At 67.6% G+C, this 15,720-nt stretch carries 17 protein-coding genes; 4 read left to right on the top strand and 13 right to left on the bottom strand.

Translation table 11 applies throughout. The features are described from left to right. Positions 1-19 precede the first annotated feature (19 nt). The 5 genes from L6E10_RS02470 to L6E10_RS02450 all read right to left on the bottom strand — a co-directional run bounded on the left by L6E10_RS02470 (position 20) and on the right by L6E10_RS02450 (position 4,603). Positions 20-1,648: a replication initiator gene (locus L6E10_RS02470; protein WP_236216716.1), complete on the bottom strand. Its 1,629-nt coding sequence runs from the start codon at positions 1,646-1,648 to the stop codon at positions 20-22. Between the two features lie 86 nt (positions 1,649-1,734). After that, a complete protein-coding gene (locus L6E10_RS02465) occupies positions 1,735-3,258 on the bottom strand; it encodes an FtsK/SpoIIIE domain-containing protein (RefSeq protein ID WP_236216351.1) in 1,524 nt (507 codons plus the stop codon). Between the two features lie 350 nt (positions 3,259-3,608). Beyond that, positions 3,609-3,875: an AMED_5909 family protein gene (locus L6E10_RS02460; RefSeq protein WP_236216349.1), complete on the bottom strand. Its 267-nt coding sequence runs from the start codon at positions 3,873-3,875 to the stop codon at positions 3,609-3,611. Next, positions 3,872-4,177 carry a hypothetical protein gene (locus tag L6E10_RS02455; RefSeq protein WP_236216347.1) on the bottom strand — a complete coding sequence of 102 codons (306 nt, stop codon included), beginning with the start codon at positions 4,175-4,177 and terminating at the stop codon, positions 3,872-3,874. The genes L6E10_RS02460 and L6E10_RS02455 overlap by 4 nt, the downstream gene beginning before the upstream one ends. Before the next feature lie 3 nt (positions 4,178-4,180). Continuing rightward, positions 4,181-4,603, bottom strand: a complete 423-nt coding sequence (locus tag L6E10_RS02450; RefSeq protein WP_236216345.1) for a hypothetical protein — start codon at positions 4,601-4,603, stop codon at positions 4,181-4,183. A gap of 195 nt (positions 4,604-4,798) precedes the next feature. Here L6E10_RS02450 and L6E10_RS02445 point away from each other — a divergent pair, with 195 nt between their 5' ends. Then, positions 4,799-5,683, top strand: a complete 885-nt coding sequence (locus tag L6E10_RS02445) for a DUF5919 domain-containing protein (RefSeq protein WP_236216343.1) — start codon at positions 4,799-4,801, stop codon at positions 5,681-5,683. Then, a complete protein-coding gene (locus L6E10_RS02440) occupies positions 5,683-6,477 on the top strand; it encodes an inositol monophosphatase family protein (RefSeq protein ID WP_236216341.1) in 795 nt (264 codons plus the stop codon). Before L6E10_RS02445 ends, L6E10_RS02440 begins: the two co-directional genes overlap by 1 nt. A gap of 81 nt (positions 6,478-6,558) precedes the next feature. On the opposite strand, the gene L6E10_RS02435 is transcribed toward L6E10_RS02440, so the two are convergent. Continuing rightward, positions 6,559-6,930, bottom strand: coding sequence for a hypothetical protein (locus L6E10_RS02435; RefSeq protein WP_236216340.1), 372 nt, complete (start codon positions 6,928-6,930; stop codon positions 6,559-6,561). Next, positions 6,920-7,456, bottom strand: coding sequence for a hypothetical protein (locus tag L6E10_RS02430; RefSeq protein ID WP_236216338.1), 537 nt, complete (start codon positions 7,454-7,456; stop codon positions 6,920-6,922). Before L6E10_RS02430 ends, L6E10_RS02435 begins: the two co-directional genes overlap by 11 nt. Before the next feature lie 1,007 nt (positions 7,457-8,463). Here L6E10_RS02430 and L6E10_RS02425 point away from each other — a divergent pair. After that, on the top strand, positions 8,464-9,222 hold the full coding sequence (locus L6E10_RS02425; protein WP_236216336.1) for a DapH/DapD/GlmU-related protein: 759 nt from the start codon (positions 8,464-8,466) through the stop codon (positions 9,220-9,222). Here L6E10_RS02425 and L6E10_RS02420 read toward each other — a convergent pair. From L6E10_RS02420 to L6E10_RS02400, 5 genes are read right to left on the bottom strand one after another with little or no spacing between them, the layout of a single operon-like run. Further along, positions 9,214-9,993: an SGNH/GDSL hydrolase family protein gene (locus L6E10_RS02420; protein ID WP_236216334.1), complete on the bottom strand. Its 780-nt coding sequence runs from the start codon at positions 9,991-9,993 to the stop codon at positions 9,214-9,216. The two genes, L6E10_RS02425 and L6E10_RS02420, sit on opposite strands and share 9 nt — an antisense overlap. Before the next feature lie 48 nt (positions 9,994-10,041). Then, complete coding sequence (locus tag L6E10_RS02415; RefSeq protein WP_236216332.1) at positions 10,042-11,289, bottom strand: glycosyltransferase family 4 protein; 1,248 nt, start codon at positions 11,287-11,289, stop codon at positions 10,042-10,044. A gap of 4 nt (positions 11,290-11,293) precedes the next feature. Further along, complete coding sequence (locus L6E10_RS02410; RefSeq protein ID WP_236216331.1) at positions 11,294-12,757, bottom strand: glycoside hydrolase family 57 protein; 1,464 nt, start codon at positions 12,755-12,757, stop codon at positions 11,294-11,296. Next, positions 12,754-13,491 (bottom strand): class I SAM-dependent methyltransferase, encoded by a 738-nt coding sequence (locus L6E10_RS02405; protein ID WP_236216714.1) that lies wholly within the window; start codon positions 13,489-13,491, stop codon positions 12,754-12,756. Before L6E10_RS02405 ends, L6E10_RS02410 begins: the two co-directional genes overlap by 4 nt. Before the next feature lies 1 nt (position 13,492). Beyond that, entirely contained in the window at positions 13,493-13,843 is a 351-nt protein-coding gene (locus L6E10_RS02400; protein ID WP_236216329.1) for a hypothetical protein, read from the bottom strand. 120 nt (positions 13,844-13,963) lie between these two features. Here L6E10_RS02400 and L6E10_RS02395 point away from each other — a divergent pair, with 120 nt between their 5' ends. Continuing rightward, on the top strand, positions 13,964-14,611 hold the full coding sequence (locus L6E10_RS02395; protein ID WP_236216327.1) for a TetR/AcrR family transcriptional regulator: 648 nt from the start codon (positions 13,964-13,966) through the stop codon (positions 14,609-14,611). Here the strand turns inward: L6E10_RS02395 and L6E10_RS02390 are convergent. Continuing rightward, positions 14,600-15,442, bottom strand: coding sequence for a DegV family protein (locus tag L6E10_RS02390; protein WP_236216325.1), 843 nt, complete (start codon positions 15,440-15,442; stop codon positions 14,600-14,602). The two genes, L6E10_RS02395 and L6E10_RS02390, sit on opposite strands and share 12 nt — an antisense overlap. Positions 15,443-15,720 lie beyond the last annotated feature (278 nt).

Raw genomic sequence — 15,720 nt, 5'->3', positions numbered from 1 at the left:
GTCCCCCTTCCGTCGCTGGTCAGGCCGCCTCCCGATGAGTTGCTGAAAGATCCAGCCCCTCATCGGGCGCGGGTCGGGGCAACGCGGCCAGCACCGCCTGGGCTTGGTCGTATTCGGCTCGCCACTTGAGCCGTTGGGCGATCATCTGCATCAGCAGCTCGGCCCGGCTGGGAGCGTGCGGATCACCAGGCCGGACCGGTGCCCACATCAGCCGCGTCCGGTCCGTCCCTTCCGGCTTGGCGATCCCGGCAGCCGCCAGGGCTTCGCGGACGAACGTGGCCCGGTCGGACTTGTGCTCGGCGAGGGTCTTCCCCGACCAGCGCCGCGACACCAGCACCCGCCGCCCCGGCAACCCGAGCGTTTCGCGGCGGTGTGCCTTGGAGCGGCACCGGCCCGGAGTCATCCGGGAGTGCGTGCCTTTGGGCGCAACCCCGTAGAGCAGCCAGACCGCGCATCGCTCCGAGCACGGCGTGATTGCGAGCTCGGCCGCCAGGCGGTCCGCGTGCTCACTCACCCGCTGCGAGTCGTCCACCGCGACAACCTCAGAGATCGACTTGACCAGGTACTTGGTCAGGTAGCCGATGTGCCGCCCGGCTTCCTCGGTGCCGCCGAGGATGCCCTTGGAGTGCACCTGTGAGCCGAACTCGACCACGTGCGCTGGAGCGTCCAGGTCGGCCACCGCATCGGCCCACGGCGTGAGTGGGGCGTTGGTGTCCGGGTCCACGAAACCTTTGGCGCGCATGTCCCACACCGGCATCCGGTCGCCGCTGTACTTGATCTCGTCGTGGTTGGGCCACCACACCTGGAGGTAGGTCGCCGCCGTCACCTGGCGCACCACCGCGTGCGGGATCGAGCCGCGTACAGCGAAGTGGGCGTGCGGGGTGATGCGCTTCTGCGGCTCGACCGTGCCGAAGTACTGCACGTCCCAGCCCACGACCCGCCGCAGGTTCTGCCACCACCGATCGATCAGCGACGCGAAGTGCACCGCGTCCCGAGCAGCACGGCGGTAGTCGTACGTGCTCGGATCCACGGGCGTGCCGTCCGAGCGCACCTTGCCGTAGGAGTCGAGCGTGAGCGTGACGAACGTCGAGGGCCGGTACTTGCCCGCGAACTCCCGCCCGACCGTGGTCTTGGCGACCTTGCGCCGAGGCAGGTTCGGCGAGTCCTGCCGCCGCCGAGTCGAGCGAACCGGCGCAGGCGTGGCCGGCCGATCCACGTTGGGGAGGTTGCCGCGGACTCCTTCCCTGCGCAGATCCGCGTCTGCTTCCCGGATCGCTTCTCGCAGGTCCTCGACGTGCTCGAGCGCACCCTCAGCCTGTGCTCGGCGGTACTCGGCAGTCAGATCCGAGCGGTAGGTGACCAGCTCGACTTGATCGCTCGTGGCAGTCTCCCGCTCCGCCACGGGCTCCTGGTCGAGGTGCCAGCCTTCCCTGCACTGAGCCATGCGCGCACGCCGGTTGCGGTCCGCACACGCCGGGCACTTGCTCGCCACGGTCGAGTTGCACCGGACACCGACCATGCGGACCTCACCGGTGTCGAGGTCCACGACCTCCCGCAGCACCGGCCGCACACAGACCCCGTGCTGTTCCGCCGCCGCTTTGACCACGTCGAGCGTGAGCGGCATCCGGGCGCGCTCCGCCGAGGTCATCCCCGCCACGTCCTGCGTGACAGCCGGAACAACGGCCACCTCTACGGCCTTCGCATCGTTCGTCATGGTCTCCCTTCGGTTGTCGGTCATGCCGCCTCACCTCCCATCGCATCGCCGCCGTCCGGGCGGTTCGGGAACTCGTGCACCGTGGCTTCGGTGATCCCGAAGAACATGGCCAGCTCGACCAGGTCCGCGTCCGTCACGTGGAAGGCACGCGCTCGTTCGGGCATCCCGCGCCCATCGGTTTTCACCCACGCGACGCCGGGCGTGTTCTCGCTGATCTCGTGAGCCGCAGCGCCCCGAGCCCGCGCACCATCACCCAGGACCATGTCCACCTGAGGAGCCTCATCGAGCCGGAGCGCGATCTTGGTCCCGAACAGGTGCCGGAACGCCACGACCTCCTTGCGCGGGTCCTGCACCAGTCCCAGGACCGCGTAACCGGGCGCGCGGCCCTGTGATGTGATCGTGGAAACAGCGCGGACCGCACGTTCCCTTAGGTTGCGATCTGGTTGATACGCAACAAGATCCGCCAACTCATCGATGATCAGCAGAGTGAACGGCTCACCCGTGCGACGCGCCCAAATCCGACGCACACCCCGGTACTTCGCGGCCCGTTCTTTGACCTCCGCCGCGATCTCTTCCAGCAGCTCGACGGCAGCCGCGCCGTTGTCGAACACGAGCCGCGAGAACGCTTCCTCGCACTGCCCGAGTTCCATGCCGCCCTTGGGGTCGATGCCCACCAGGCGAACAGCTCCCGCGCGGATGGCCGGGGCGAGGTGCCACACGATCGACCACAGCACCGATGCCTTGCCCGCGCCCTGCACACCGACGCCGAGGACCTGGTTGCCGAGCAGCCTGAGCCGCCAGGCCTTCCCGGTCTCCAGGATGCCGATGACTACACGCTTGAGGTCGACCGCGTCCGCGTCATTGCACAGCGGAGGTACCGGCACCGGACGGGCCAGCGGATCGGCGTGTACGAAGTCGAGTTCCAGCATCCGAGGCTTGAGCACCCGAACCCGGCACGACCGCGCCCCGAACGAGTGCGCGAGCCCAGCGCGACGAAGCTCCCATTCCTCGTGCGACTGGGCCGGGATCATCCGGACCCGGACACGGTCCCGCCAGCCATCCGAACGAACGCGCCGCAGCTTCGGCAGGTACTCACGACCCCGCCACTCCTTGGCCAGCTCGGCAAGGCGCACGGTGGTCTTCCAGCGCGGCACGTACACCGAGGCACGACGCCACTCGGTCACGAGCCGCAGCCACACCTGACCACGGAACGAGCCCCGCGACAGGCCCCACCAGATGACCAGGCCGGCCGCGACCGCCAGAAGCACCAGGACCAGCGGACCCCAGCCCAGACGCCACCAACAGACCAGCATCAACGCTGGAGTCAGCGTAACCACCGGGTACCGCCCGACCAGGAGGACCAGGCGCACGACGCCAACCAGCAGCAGCCACACCAGCGCCGCGACGGCGGCAATCCACTTCAGCTTTCCCGGAACGAGCGCCCACCACGGCACACGCGGACGCACGCCCTCGAACGGGGCCGGATCAACCCACCTACCCATCAGACCCCACCCCCACGCGTCGGGGAGAGTGAGGACATCCACACCAGTGGGGTAGCGGCTCGGCTTGACGCCGCACCCGTACAGGCAGATACCATTGACACGACTGGAATTCCTTTGTGTAGCAACGAAGACGACAAGAAAGACCAGTCAGCGTGTCGCCATGGAAGCAGACCCAGAACCGCCAAGAACTCGGCTGTTTCCATCGGCGACCACCAACCGGCCGCACACCCGTATTCAGTTGTGTGCCAAGGGCATGCGCCATCAGCACGCGACATGCAGCCACGCGCCGACGACGCAAAACCCCTACTTCACAAGGCTTTCGTCAAGTTCCACCCAGATCGCGGGACCTCCTGTATCTCACGCTCGACGCAGCGTGGCGTCGATTTCTGCGGTTACGACGAAGTCCCTTCCCGGTGCCCGTCCAACTCGCGCGCGAGCCGATCCTCACGATCCGCCCAGTACAGGGCCTCGTGGTGGTGACCACGATCGAGGTCAGCGACCCGCCGGTACACGGCCGCGCTCTTCTCGTGGAACTGCCGCAGGCCGGCCAAGTCTTTCTTGTCCGGCATCAGCCGGGGCAGCACCTCGTGCGCCTCGCTGAGGGAGACGATCCGCTCGGCCTGAGCCCACGTAGCCCCACGACGCTCAGCCACGGTCACGTCAACCTCCCTGCGCCGGTTTCGCCGTAGGCGTCGGTGTCGTGGTGCAACAGCCGTTCCCGCGTCTCCGCCTGGTGGTCGAACATCTCAGCGGCATGCAGTGCAGCCGCCTTGGCCCACCAGGGCGTCTCCGTGTGACCGGCTAGTTGCCGCCAGCACCACGCCACCTGTCGATATGCGGGTGCGATCCGGGCGGCAGCCTCCGGATCGTCAGCACTCGCGTAGCGGTTCGCCTCATCGGCAGCCGTGAACCGCTGGTAAGCCTTCTGCCACTGCTCACCCAACGCCTGAAGATCGGTCACGGCTTACGCTGCCTTGGAGGCGTCAGGCGCGGCGTTGCCCTGCGGCTTCGCGCCACGGTTCGCCGACTGAGGAGCCAACATCTCGTCAGCCCACACCGTGTAGCTCACCCAGCCGTCCCGCACGTACGGCGTGACCTTGAGGCCACGGAACACCGCCGGACGGAACGGCGTGCCGGGCAGCACTTCCGGCGGGACCGGCTGGTACTCCGACGCGATCTTGACGACCTGTCCCGTGTTCTTGCCCTTCGCGGACGGGTCCGTGCCCTGGACCGTCCACACCGGAAGGCCCGTCAGCTTGTCCACGGCCGGACGCGGCTGCTTGCCCTCCGAGTACTCCGTTGCCCGCTCCACGCTCAACACGAAGAACCCCTGCGGGAACAACTCGTCGAACGTGATCGGGAACCGATGGCCAGCGGGGATACCCACGTGGTTCTCCTTCTGCAGGGCCGCTCATTCGCGGCTCGGTGCCACTTCTCGAACTTGCCTACCTAGATTCGGCACCGATTCGTCCCGTCCGCGTTCCGTCCCTGTCTCGTCTGACGCGCCGAGTACTCGATCAGTCTCGTCTTGGTCTCATGAGAGTGCTACGTTGAGTCGAACTCGCACCACGGGGGAGAGGTCATGCCGACCGAATCGACGCTGTTGAGAGTGCTGCTACGGCAGCGCCACATGCAGGGGTACATGACATTCCGCAAGGAATACGACCGCGTCGCGAAGCAGCTCGACGGCGATCTCGTGGGCCAGTGGCCGAGCAAGGCGCAGTTCTACCGGTGGATGTCCGGCGACCTGTTGGGCCTGCCGTATGCGGACCACTGCCGCGTGCTGGAGAAGATGTTTCCGGGCTGGACCGCGCAGCAGCTCCTTGCGCCTCACGAGGGTGACGGTGAAAGCCTCGTGACTCCGCCGCAGCGCGCGACCAGCAACGCTCCCGCCCCCCGTCCGGTGCAGTTGCCCCAGCAGGCCCGGCTTGCGGACGTCACCGCTGTGTACGCGACGCGGACCGAGTTCCTGCACAACGTCACTCCGCGGACCTTATTCGACGGCGCGAAGCAGATCGACATGGCCGGCTTGTCGCTCAACATGCTGTGCCAGCAGTACTCGGACAAGAGCCTGCTGGATGCGATCGACGGCGGCACGATCATCCGGGCATTGTTCCTCGACCCGAACGGCACCTACAGCACGGCCCGAGAGCAGGAGGAGGGGTTGCCCGAGGGGCACCTCAGCACGCTCACGCGGTTGAACATCGAGGCGCTGCGCAGGGTGGGCTCAAAGGCGTCACCGAACGCCAAGGGGTCGCTCGGTATCCGGGTCTATGACGAGCCGATTCGCTACAACATCATGATCGTGGACCAAGCTAAGTGTGTGGTGCAGCCGTACCTGCCGGACGCACGAGGCGTCGAGTCGCCCACGCTTGTGATCGAGAAGGACGAAACCATGCCTGGTCTCTTCACGACGTTCGCCCAAGTCTTCGAGTCCATGTGGGACCGCGCGCGGGAGGTTGCTTGATGTACCAGCTTGACCATCTGGCGGACGTGGCTGGGAAGGCTGTCCGCATCGGTCATGAGCTGATCAAATCCACCCGCCCGAGCACCGTTACGGAGAAAACTGACCGTGACACGTTCACCGACGTGGACGTAAGGATCGAGCACGAGATCCGCGCATACCTCGCAAAGGTCACGCCAAAGATCAGCTTTATCGGAGAGGAGGAGGGCCGCAGTGAAGCAGCACCTGACAGCACATATGTATGGGGACTCGACCCGATCGACGGCACGGCCAACTTCGTACACGGTATCCCGTTGTCTGGCGTCTCTCTGGCACTGATGCAGGGTGACCGCACGGTCGTTGGCGTGATCTCCTTGCCGTACTTGGAGTTGCAATATACAGCCACTCTTGGAGGTGGCGCATTCGTCAACGGCGTGAGACTCGAAGCGAGTAAGACTGCCGACCTGTCGAAGTCCATTGTGGCCATCGGCGACTATGCACTAGGTGAGGACGCAGCAGAGAAAAACCAGCAACGGATCGCACTCACTTCTGCACTCGCGGCTCAGGTTGAACGCGTCCGCATGTTCGGATCCGCCGCACATGATCTAGCATGGTTGGCGGAAGGCCGCATCGACGGCGCAGTAGTGATGTCCAATAAGACGCTGGACCTTGCGGCAGGCGTCCTTATTGCGCGTGAAGCCGGAGCCATCGTGACGGATAGCTCGGGAGTCCAACACAGCCGCACATCTACTCACACCGTTGCCGCCGCACCGGGCATCGCCAATCAACTTCTGACACTAGTCCAGTCGGTGGTTTAATTTGTTGCAACTCACCTGACCGCGCGCAGCGAATAAGTTAATCGCTTTGTGTTCCTCAAATCAGTTCATCACTCTAGCGCACTACCCTTCCTCGCTTTCTTCCTTCCTGAGATCGGCAAGCAGTTGATCAAGAGTCTCATCCACCATCAACGACTGACGCCTGGCGAGCCGAAAGAGTTCGGCAAGCTCTTCGTTATATGAGTGCTCACCCCAGGGGTCAGTAGCCAATTCATCAAGCTTGGAGCCAAAAGAATCTCGAACAGAGAGAATATAGGGAGGATTCCCGTCACCCTTCTTGGAGCGGATTTCCAGCGAGGAAGTGGGAAGGTGATAGTAGAATGCTTCACTGCCGGCCGCTTCTCCGGGAGTCCAATCGATCTTCCTGTGGCGAGTCCGCCTAAGCAAGCTTCGCAGAATCGCAATAAGTCGCTCATCGATCTCTTCATCGCTCAACTTTGTTCCCCTTGACATCGAGTTCCTGCACCACAGAAAGACTACCCAGTTCTCTCGTTACAGTCGCAACAACCTGACGAAGCTGTGCTGTAAGCGCACTCAGATCACTATTCTCTCGACCCACCAAGCTACTCTTCACATTGACCACTACGGTCATGGACGCCTGAATTGCCTTCATCACCTTGCGTTCATCTCCGACGCTTTCGCTCAAATATCCACGCAATTCACTGGCCTGCCAGCGCCATACCGATAGCCATACAAATAGCAGATCGACCGAGTTGTGATAAACCGCTTTGTCAATTTCGTCTTCAACTCGATGCAGCTCACGCAGAAGTCCAATTATGTTACCGCGCCGCATTTGATGCACAGCAGATTCAGCTGAGCTACGGGCAGCTTCAGCCGCAGACTTAGTCTTGATCAACTGCCAAATCGTGACGCCGAACCCGAGCAGCGCAAGCGGTATTGAGGAGACGGTCGTGATCTGATCCCAGACCTTGTATATCTCATCCCATTTCAGTTGTGACACCTCCTTATACACGCCGAGCCAGGAGCGATCAGCGTGGACATCCTGCTGAAGCTAGTCTCTGCCCCTCATGACGAGGGGCTTACAAACCGCTTGTCAGCGCAGATGCCTGTGCTGCCGTGGTGCGGTCGAAGAGTACTGCTGAATTCAGCTTTATGGGATCAAGGCGCGCCGCTGGCGGCGCGCGGGCGGTCGTCTCGCGCTGACACCGCCCACCGTTGCGCACGCTCCCCGCATCGGGACACGCCGGGCTCCCGCTTCGCTCCGCCCGTCGGCCCCGCGCGGGAGCGCGCGCAGGTGGCCGAGTCCGCGCGCCACCAGCAGCGGCCAGACGCGCCGGCCGCGAGTTCCAGGAAAGCCGATCGACCTCACCGCGGAATGGCTTGCAAACGCGCAGCTCACAGACGCTGGCTCCTCCACGGTGGCCAGATCGTTTAACACCGTGCCGCCGGTATCAAGGGCGCCTGCGGCGTCGCTACGCGATGGGCCAAGGCCCACCCTTGACACCAACGACACGGCGCTAACTGCGGCCAGGGCCGAGGGAGCGGGGGCGAACAGCCACCGCCGACTCAAGCCCCGGACCTCGACCGCAGGAGCGCCGATCATGAGGACTCGCCGCCACCAGGCCCCCGCCGGACAGCTCTCCCTCTGGGGCACCTATGAGCTTGAGGCGCAGGCCGTGAGGTGGACAAGCCACCGGGACTCTCAAACCGTGCCAACCCTGCCAGCCGCCAGGACGACCGCCGAGCCGGTGCGATTGATGCCCTCGTTCCGCTCGGTCGTCAGCCTCATCCCAACCTTCGTCGAGCCGATCGGCCCATGCAAGAACGGCCCCTCAGTCCGCATCAAGAAGCGGGCACGAGGGGCCGTGGCAGTCGAGTTCCAGGCCGTCTCCAGGCCGTCAGAGGTCCAGAACCGACCGGATCTGACCGGATGCAACGAGGAGGAAACCAGCAGGTCAGGGCAGAGGTGCTTCGATCGCGGCCCTGGTCGAAAGCTAAAGTGCCCGCATGACTTCGATGTGGGGCGCACCGGTCTGGACCCGCTGGCGCAGGTCGCGCCGTGACCCGATGCAGGCGCGGTTCCTCACGGTGGACTCCCTGCGCTGGGTGCTGCGCCACCGCGCCTACACCCCCTGGTACCTCGTCCGGTACTGGCGCCTGCTGAAGTTCCGTCTGCTCAACCCGCACGTGGTGTTGCGCGGCATGGTCTTCTTCGGCAAGCGCGTCGAGGTCATGGCCCGGCCCGGCTTCGGCCGCCTCGAGATCGGCCGCTGGGTGCACATCGGCGACGGCAACGCGATCCGCTGCCACGAGGGGTCGCTGCGCATCGGCGACAAGGTCGTGTTCGGCAAGGACAACACGGTCAACTGCTACCTCGACATCGAGATCGGCGCGTCGTCGCTGGTCGCGGACTGGGTCTACATCTGCGACTTCGACCACAAGGTCGAGGACGTCACGCTGCCGATCAAGGACCAGGGCATCGTGAAGTCCCCGGTCCGCATCGGGCCGGACTGCTGGCTCGGCGCCAAGGTCACCGTGCTGCGCGGCACCCGCGTCGGCCGCGGGTGCGTTCTGGGCGCCCACGCGGTGGTGCGCGGGGACGTGCCCGACTTCAAGATCGCGGTCGGGATGCCGGCCAGGGTCGTCCGGGACCGGCGGGCCGACTACGAGGCGGACGCGCAGCGGCGGGCGGACATCGCGGACATGGCCCGCAAGGCCAAGGAGGCCCTGGCCCAGCGGGAGCAGTCGTCCGACGCGTCAGCGTGAGTCGGCCAGCCGCGGCCACGCCAGTGGCGCGAGCTGCGGGCGCTTCGGGCTGAACCCGTCCCCGGGCTGCCGGCCGATCAGCCGGTTCCGGGTCCGCGTGTACGCCACCGGCAGCACCTGGTCCCGCAACCACCGCCAGTGGTCCAGGACCGAGGCCGGCGCCGCCGCGCCCTCCAGCGGCGTCAGCCACGACGGGTCGAACGGGATCTCCAGCGCCGACAGCAGGTGCCCGGCCAGCCGCCGGTGCCCCAGCGACGACAGGTGCAGCCGGTCCGGCCCGAAGTACCGCGAGTCGTGCACGCACTCGTCGGCGGCGACGTCGACCAGAACCGCGCCGTAGCGCGAAGAAGCGTCACGAACGGCCGCGTTCAGGGCCTCGATGCGGGGCCGCATGCGCCACCCGAACGGCATGCGGTGCGAGATGTCGCTCAACGTGAAGACGGCGACGGTCGGCGCGAACGACGTCATGGCGCGCACCATCGCGTCGACCCGCTGCTCCAGCTGCGCGGCCGAAGCCCCGGACATCACGTCGTTGCCGCCGCCGAAGAGCACCACCAGGTCGGGGGCCAGCGCCGACGCGGACGGGACCTGCTCCACCAGCATCTGGTCGAGCCGGCGGCCGCGCACGGCGAGGTTGGCGTAGCGGAAGCCGGGTGCGTCGAGCGCGGACGCGACGCGGTCGGCCCAGCCGCGGTAGCGGCCGTCGGGCAGCAGGTCGTCCAGGCCCTCGGTGCAGCTGTCCCCGAGCGCCACGAAGCGTTGGTAGGTCATCCAGTCCTCGGTCACCTTCTGTTCACGGGACCGGCGACTGTAGCGGACCTAGGTGAACAGATTTCCCGTCGCGATCTTGGGACGCCCGAGGACGCGCGGCTCGCGCACCGAGGCCTTCGAGTAGACCGCCGCCGTGCCGGAAGCGATGGTGGCCCAGTTGAAGTCGGTGGCCAGACGTGCTTTCGCGGCACGGGCGCGCGCCGCCGCCGAGGTGGGATCGGACAGCACGGCACGCACGCCGCGCGCGAGTCCGTCCACGTCACCGGGTGCGAACGACAGACCGGTGACGCCGTCCACGACGACCTCGCCGAGGCCGCCGGCGGTCGAGGCGACCAGGGGAGTCCCGGCCGCGGCGGCTTCCAGGGCGACGATGCCGAAGGGTTCGTAGCGCGAGGGCAGCACGACGGCGTCGGCCGCGGTGAGCAACGCCGCCAGCGACCTGTCGGAGAGGTGGCCGACGAACTCGACGGCCCGCAGCACGCGGTGCTTGCGCGCCTGGTCCCGCAGCCACTCGGTCTGCGAGCCGCCACCGGCGACGACGACGCGCGTGCCGCGGTGGAAGCGGCGGATTCGGGGCAGTGCGGCGATCAGGTCCTGCACGCCCTTCTCCCACTCGATGCGGCCGAAGAACAGCAGCAGCGGGTCGCCGTGCGGCGAGTAGGCGCGGCGGGCGGCGCCGACGTCCTTCGCGCGCACCTTCCAGCCGCCGGGCTCGATGCCGTTGTGCAGCACGGAGACGTCGGCGGTGTCCACTTCGAACAGCTGCGCGACCTCGCCGCGCATCGCCGACGAGCAGGTGATCAGCGAGTCGGCGCGGTTCGCGAGCCACCACTCCACCGAGTGCACCTGCTGGTTCAGCGGGTGCGACAGCCAGCCGGAGTGCCGGCCCGCCTCGGTCGCGTGGATCGTCGCCACCAGCGGCACGCCGAACGCCTCGGCCAGCGCCACGGCCGGGTGCGCGACGAGCCAGTCGTGCGCGTGCACGACGTCCGGGCGCCACGAGCCCAGCGCCAGGCCGGCGCGCGTCATCGCGTGGCCCATCGCGAGGGTCCACGCCAGGAGGTCCTTCTCGAACACGAAGTGCGCCGGGTCCTCGGCGACGCGGACCAGTCGCACGCCCTCGCTCACGACGTCGGTGGTCGGGTGCGTGACGGCGTCGGTGCCGGAAGGTTGCCGGCAGAGCACGACGACGTCGTGCCCCTGCGCGGCCAGCTGTGTCGCGAGCGCGTGGACGTGCCTGCCCAGTCCGCCGACGACCACCGGCGGGTACTCCCACGACAACATCAGCACGCGCATCCCGTTACCTCATTCCTCGCGCGTCCAGATGCCCGAACGGGCCGTCCGCCGCGCGGAGTTCCGCCGCCCTCGCACGTCCACGACCGCCGCGCGCCAGCGCCGCGAGCTCGCTGAAGCGGTCGCTGTGAATCTTCGCGCGGTACCGGGCGTAGTCGGCGGCCGAGTCCTTGGTGACCATGAAGGCCCAGTCGCTCGACAACGCCAGCAGCGCCTCGCGCACCGCCTGGTCCAGCACCGGATCCCTCACGTCGGAGGAGAAGTCCAGCCCCAGCAGCTCCTGCTGCACCGACGCGTTCAGCGACACGATGTCGGACACCTGCGCACCGTCCCACACGCGCCAGTCCTTGCCGCTGCCCCACGACGACGCTGGCAGCTCGACCGGCGCGCCCACGTGACCCGCCTCGGCGGCGCCGCGCAACGTCGTGACCCGGACACCCGCCTCGGGCAACGCGCGCAGCACGGCCTCCAGCCACAGAGGACCCTCGTGCCACCAGTGCCCGTACAGCTCGGTGTCGTAGGCCGCGACGACCAGACCGCCGTCGATGGCCCGCAGCCGCTTGACGACGGTCTCGACGAAGTCGGCCACGTGCCGGTCGAGAGCCTCGCGCGCCAGCAGCGGGTCGTACGGCCGCTTGTCCTCCGGCGCCACGTTCTTGCCCGTCACGCGCGACGGCTTGAGGCCCGTCGGGTGGTCGTAGGTGTGAAAATCCCGGTACGCGGCATCGCCCGGGTAGCCGACCTTCGGCGACCAGACGCGGTACGAGACCTCCAGGTCGCGCCCGAACGCCAGCACGTCCGACGATCCGACGGGGTGCGCGGACGAGGTGTCGCCGTGCAGCGCGGGCCCGTCGACCAGGAACCGCCGCACGCCGGCCGCCGCGTACCCCGCCTCCATGCCGGGCGAGTAACCGCACTCCGGCGCCCAGATCCCCTCCGGCGCGCGGCCGACGCGCAGCGCCGTGTCGTCCAGGCCGGTCCGCAGCGCGAAAGCCCGCACCTTCGGGTCCAGCAACGGCTGGAACGGGTGCGTCGCCGGACCGCCGAGCAGCTCGATGGCCGAGGAGTCCACAAGGGAGCGCAGCAGCGGCGAGAACCCGTGCCGCCACTGGCCTTCGAACTTCTCCAGCGCCCACGACGACGCGCGGTGCTCGTACGCGGACAGCTCGGGCAGCCGCTCCCCGGCGAAGTGCGAGCGCAGGTGCCAGTTGCCGAGCCAGTCGTGCATGCCCCGCAGGCAGTACGGGTCGTCGAGCTGCGCGGCCAGGACCGGTGTGACGCCGAGCGTGAGGACGTCGGTGCGGCCCTCGTCGGCGAACCGGCGCAGCATGTCCACGACGGGCAGGTACGAGTGCGCCCACGCCTGGTAGAGCCACTCCTCGCCGACCGGCCACGCGCCGTGGTGGGCGAGCCAGGGCAGGTGGCTGTGCAGGACCAGGCAGAACGTTCCCTCGGACTTCGTGGAGGTCACGTGCGCACCGCCACGGCGACGAGGTCGAGGGAGGCGTCCATGTCGTCGGGCGTGATGTCGAAGTCCCGCACCGTCACCGACTCCACCGCCTCCTTCAGCTCGGCGGGCCACGGCGCACCGGACAGGGCGACTTCGACCTGTGCGTCGATGATCTGTCCGTCCAGGAGCATGTCAAGCCTCCTGCCGTGACGCAGCCCCGTCAGTTCGTCAACGCGGAAACCAGCACCGCGCAGCATCTCGTCCAGTTCGGACGGTGCCAGTTCCCTGGTGTGGAACGGGTTCAGCGGGGTGTCCTGGCCGGGCGAGAACGTCAGCCTGTTCGGCGTGGTGACGATGAGCTTCCCGCCGGGGCGCAGCACCCGCCGGCACTCGGCGAGGAAGCCCTCCTGGTCCCAGAGGTGCTCGATGACCTGCAGGTTCGCGACGACGTCCACGCTGCCGTCGCGCAACGGCAGGGTCGCGAGGTTCCCGCGCAGCACGTCGAGCTGCGGGTACGCGCGCGACACGTGCCGCGACGTCAGCTCGTCGTAGTCGAGCGCGACGACCCTGCGCGCGACCGTGCGGATCAGCTGGGCGCCGTAGCCCTCGCCGCAGCCCGCCTCCAGCACGACGGCATCCGTGCAGTGGCCGATGAGGTGCAGGTATGCGGCCTCGTGGCGCCGGAACCAGTAGTTCTCTTCCGCGATACCGGGCACTGTGCGTTCGCCGGTCAGGGGGAGGGTCACACACGTCAGGTTACTTGTGAGTAGAGCGCCTGCGAACTACCTGGTGCGCGAGGGCGACGGCGGCGCCGGTCCCGGCGAGCACCGCGGTCGTCGGGGTGTCCATGTACTTGGACAGGCTGGGCGCCTCGCTCGGTCCGGCGAGCCACGTCGTCAACGGGGTGGCGTAGGCGAGCGCGAGAGCGCCGGCCCACCAGCGCAGCGCCTTCGATCGGTGGTCGCGCAGGCTCGCGACGAGCACGACGGCGATCGGGATGCCGGAGAGCAACCCGAACCCGCCGATCACCATGACCGGGACCGCCCATGCCGCGACCAGCGCGGACGTCGACGGGTGGGCAGCGGTGCGAGTGGTGGTCCCGGACATGACGGGCTCCTTCGTTAATTAAAAGCACTTGCTGGAGTTATAGGCTCTAACTATGGTGATGCCATGAAGTTAGGGTGTCACCGCTGCGGATGTCAATAACGAACGTGAGAGGGTCTAACCATGACGGAGACGGTGCGGAACCCGCGTGAGCGCTACCGGGCCCAGGTGCGCGAGGAGATCAAGCGGCACGCGTGGCAGCAGATCGCCTCGACCGGCGTGACGGCGTTGTCGATCAACGCCATCGCCAAGGAGATGGGCATGAGCGGGCCGGCCCTCTACCGCTACTACGCCGGCCGCGACGAGCTGATCACCGCGCTCATCCGGGACGCCTACCGCGGCCTCGCCGACGCCGTCCGCGCCGCCCACGAGGCCGGGACCACCGTCGTGGGGCTCGCGGGCGTCATCAGGCGGTGGGCGCTGAGCGATCCGCACCGGTACCTGCTCATCTACGGCACGCCGGTGCCCGGCTACCACGCGCCCGGGGACATCACCGCGATCTCGGACGAGATCCTGGCGGTGCTGCTCCAGGTGTGCGGGGGACCGGCGGACGAGGCGCCGCGGACGCCGTTCGACCTGGTCCTGGGCATGAACCGCCAGTGGGCGGCCGCCCTGCCCGCGCCGACCCCGGCCGTGCACCGCGCGCTGTCGTTCTGGACGCGGGTGCAGGGCGTGCTCTCGCTGGAGCTCGCCGGGCACTTCACGCCGATGGGGATCGACGCCGGACTGCTGCTGGCGGAGGAAGTGGCGGAGCTGGGCTCAGAACGGTGAGATCGTGACGGCCAGCGCGCCCGGCCCCACGTTCGCGCCGATGGCCGCGCTGACCTGGGTCAGGACGATGTCGCGCGCGTGCGGGATCCGCTTGCGCAGCATCTGGAGCAGCTCGTGGCCGTCCTTCTCGGCCGCGAAGTGCTCGACGGCGAGGTCGACGTTGCGCCCGTAGGCCTGCGCCACCGCCTTGTCGACGAGCTTGCCCAGTGCCCGGTCGCGGCCGACGACCTTGTCGAACGGCTCCACCTCGCCGTTGACGACCGTGAGCAGCGGCTTGACCGACAGCGCGTCGCCCAAGACCTTCGCCGCCGCGCTCACCCGGCCCGCCTGGCGCAGGTACTGCAGGGTGTCGACGTAGATGAGCACGCTCGCGTCGCGGCCGCGCTGCTCGGCGACGCTGCGCGCGTTCTGGACGTTGCCGCCGGCCTGCACGACCCGCGCCGCCGCGAGCGCCGCGAACCCGAGCGTCATGCCCGAGGAGTGCGAGTCGACGATGAACACCGGGACGCGCGACTTCGCCGCGGCCACCTTCGCCGCGTCCGTCGCGGGGGAGAGCTTCGGCGTCACGTGCACCGAGACGATCGTCTCCGCGCCCTTCGCCCACGCGTCCTGGTAGGCCCAGAAGAACGCGTCGGGCGCCGGTGGCTGCGTCGAGATGGGGATCTGCGCCTCCATCGCCTGCAGCAGCCGCTCGGTCGGCACGTATGCCTCGTCGATCAGCTCCGACCCGATCTTCAGCTGCATGGGGACCGTGATGATGTTGAACCGGTCCGCCAGTCGGGCGGGCAGCGACGCGGTCGAGTCGGTGACGACGGCTACTCGTGAGGACACGAACGAGAAGGTTAACCAAGGGTGATCGAAGTGGCCACGACCGATGGTTGGCAATTCGTGTGATCTCGACCTTCGCGGTTGCATTCCGTGTACGCCGAACGCACGGACCGGCCGCTCCGGAAAGGCGCCTCGCCAGACACAATCGGGTGACTGCGGCTTGTCCGGTGTTGATCTACATTTACGGCGTTTGTGCTGGAAAGTGGTGCTATAGGGCGATTTTCGCGGAGTCGTTCCGTCCACTTTCGACGCTGGTTGGGGCCATGAGCCGTGGGTAAGCT

The sequence above is a fragment of the Lentzea sp. CC55 genome (genome assembly GCF_021056325.1).
Taxonomy (GTDB): domain Bacteria; phylum Actinomycetota; class Actinomycetes; order Mycobacteriales; family Pseudonocardiaceae; genus Lentzea; species Lentzea jiangxiensis.
Note: the sequence above shows the minus strand (reverse complement) of the source record. Positions and strands in the feature narration are given on the sequence as shown.